This window comes from Nakamurella sp. (assembly GCF_048594475.1).
Lineage (GTDB): Bacteria > Actinomycetota > Actinomycetes > Mycobacteriales > Nakamurellaceae > Nakamurella.
On the sequence record NZ_JBMDXT010000208.1, the window covers coordinates 1 to 2550 of the forward strand.

The 2550-nt window shown below is 74.4% G+C and carries 2 protein-coding genes; both read right to left on the reverse strand.

Annotated elements, in window-relative coordinates:
* On the reverse strand, positions 1-1023 hold a 1023-nt coding region (locus ACOJUF_RS09750), incomplete at its 3' end, for a S8 family serine peptidase (protein WP_420121661.1).
* Between the two features lie 140 nt (positions 1024-1163).
* A complete protein-coding gene (locus ACOJUF_RS09755) occupies positions 1164-2210 on the reverse strand; it encodes a zinc-binding dehydrogenase (protein WP_420121662.1) in 1047 nt (348 codons plus the stop codon).
* Positions 2211-2550 lie beyond the last annotated feature (340 nt).

The following is a 2550-nucleotide window of genomic DNA, read 5'->3' on the forward strand; positions in this document are numbered from 1 at the left end:
CGCACCCACAGCGACAATGTACGGGCTGTTCGCCGGTGTGCCGACGAACCCGAAGTTCAGGTCGGTGCGCATCGCGTTGTTGCCGGCGGCGGCGACGATCAGCGTCCCGGCGTCGAGCGCCCGCTTGCCGACGACCGTGTACGGCGGGTGCACCTGCGCCACGTCCGCGCCCAGTGACATCGACACGATGTGGCACTGGTTCTCGATCGCCCAGTTGATGCCGGCGATGATGTTGCCGTCGGAGCCGGATCCGTTGTCGCCCAGCACCTTCCCGGCGAAGATCGACGCGCCGTAGGCGACCCCGTACCGCGGACCGGAGCCCGGCGTCCGGGAGCCGCAGGAGGTGCCGATGCAGTGGGTGCCGTGCCCGTGGCCGTCCTGCACGGTCTCGCCGGAGACGAACGACTGCGTGGTGACGTCGCGGCCCGCGAAGTCGGGGTGCCCGACGTCGAACCCGGTGTCCAGCACGGCGACCTTGATGCCGGCGCCGGACTGCGGCGAGGTGGCCGCGCCGGTCGCCTGCAGGCCCCAGGTGAACTGGGCGTTGTCGGCGAACGGCGGCTTGGGCGCGGCCGCAGCCGCCTCGTCCGGGGTGCCCGTGGTGCCGAGCCGGGCGGCCAGGTCGGTGACCCCGTCCCGGTAGCCCTGGAGGTACCCGGCGTCGGCCAGCACGTGATGGATCAGCTCGGGGGAGACCGAGACGATCGCCGCGCTGCCGGTCTCGGCCGTGCGCAGCGCGCCGAGCTGGTCGGGCGCGGCCGACACGACCGCGACCCCCAGGTTGTCGAACCAGACCGCGTCGGACCCCTCGGTGCGGGCGAAATCCACGGCCTGGGCTGCGAAGTCGCGCGAGTCGGCGACCTCCCGGAGACCGGCCGTCTCGGTCAGCATCGACCGGGCGTCGGCCCCATCGGCGAACACCACGATGAACCGGCCCGTCGTGGGGGCGGCCGTACCGAACAGGGGAGGTCCCAGTGGATCGGTGTCGGGGATCTCGGGGATCGGAGGAATGCTGGGCACCATCGCGTCGCCGCCTTCGGGTCGGTGGGGTAGGGGTCTGGTCGTACAGAGCGCCCGGGGGTGGTCCTAGATGCGCCGGCGCCCGGTTCGGTGGTGCGGGGCCGGACTCCGGCAGCGCCGGCCCGGCCAACCCGGCCGGGCCGTCACGGCCGGACCAGCACCTTGACGGCCCGCCGCTCGTCCATCGCGCGGTAGCCGGCCGCGATGTCGTCGAGCGGGACGGTCTCGGTGAAGATCGGCCCGGGATCGAGAGCGCCGGAGAGCACCTCGGGCAGCAGCTCCGGCAGGTAGGCGCGGGCCGGCGCCACGCCGCCGCGCACGGAGATGTTGCGGCCGAACAGCTTCCAGATCGGCAACCCGTCCTTGACGTCGTGCGGGACCCCGACCCAGCCGACCGTCCCGCCGGGCCGGACGAGATCGAGGGCGGTGTCCCACGAGGCGGCCGTGCCCACGCACTCGCAGGCCCCGTCGACCCCGATCCCGTCGGTGAGCTCCTGGACCGCGGCGACCGCGTCCGCGCCGCGCGCGGCCACCACATCGGTGGCGCCGAACCGGACGCCCAGGTCGGCGCGGTCGGCGTGGGTCGACAGCAGGATCACCCGCTCCGCCCCGAGCCGGGAGGCGGCGCGGACCGCGCACAGCCCGACCGCGCCGTCCCCGACCACGGCGACGGTGGCACCCGGGCCGGCACCGGCGGACCGGGCCGCGTGATGCCCCGTGCCCATGACGTCGGACAGCGACAGCAGGGCGGGGATCCGCGGGTCGTCCGGCGCGACCGGAGCGGTCACCAGGGTGCCGTCGGCGAGCGGGACGCGGGCGTACTGCCCCTGGCCACCGTCGACCGGATGGCCGTCCCGGTCGTCGCCGGCCCAGCCCGCCCCGCGCACGCAGGACGTGGGCCAGCCGCTGCGGCAGGGCGCGCAGACGCCGCAGGAGATCACGAACGGCGCGATGACCAGGTCACCGGGCCGCACCGTCTCGACCTCGGACCCCACCTGCTCGACCACTCCGACGAACTCGTGCCCGATGCGGCCCCGCTTGGCGGTGAATCCGCGGTAGTGCCACAGGTCGGACCCGCAGATGCAGCTCGCCGTGATACGGACCACCGCATCGGTCGGGGTGAGCAGGGTCGGATCGGGCACCTCGTCGACGCGCAGCTCGCGGGGTCCGGACAGGACGGCAGCCTTCATGGCCCCATCATGCGCGGCCGGTCCGACAGTCGCATCGACGGGCGGTGACGGGGTTGGCGCCGAGCGTGGCGGGCCGGACGGACACTCGCGGCCCGGCGGGGGTGTGGGCGGGAGTCGTGGTGATTGCGGGGATTGCGCCGGTGTGGGGGCGGTGGATGGCCCGCGGGCGGGGCTGGGTGGCCTGGTGTCGTGCGGGTTGGGCCGGGACGACGAAGGCCGGGGCCGCGCCGGACGGCGCGACCCCCGCCCGGCCCCCGGTCGGGTAGGCTCAGATAAGATCAGGTTAGGTGAGGACAGGGGCTCGTTGTACACCGCGGTGAGCAGCCACACCGTGGTGTGG

What these genes read in the sequence shown, in the direction of transcription:
- ACOJUF_RS09755 (WP_420121662.1), bottom strand. Translation starts at nt 2,210, where the DNA reads ATGAAGGCTGCCGTCCTGTCCGGACCCCGCGAGCTGCGCGTCGACGAG.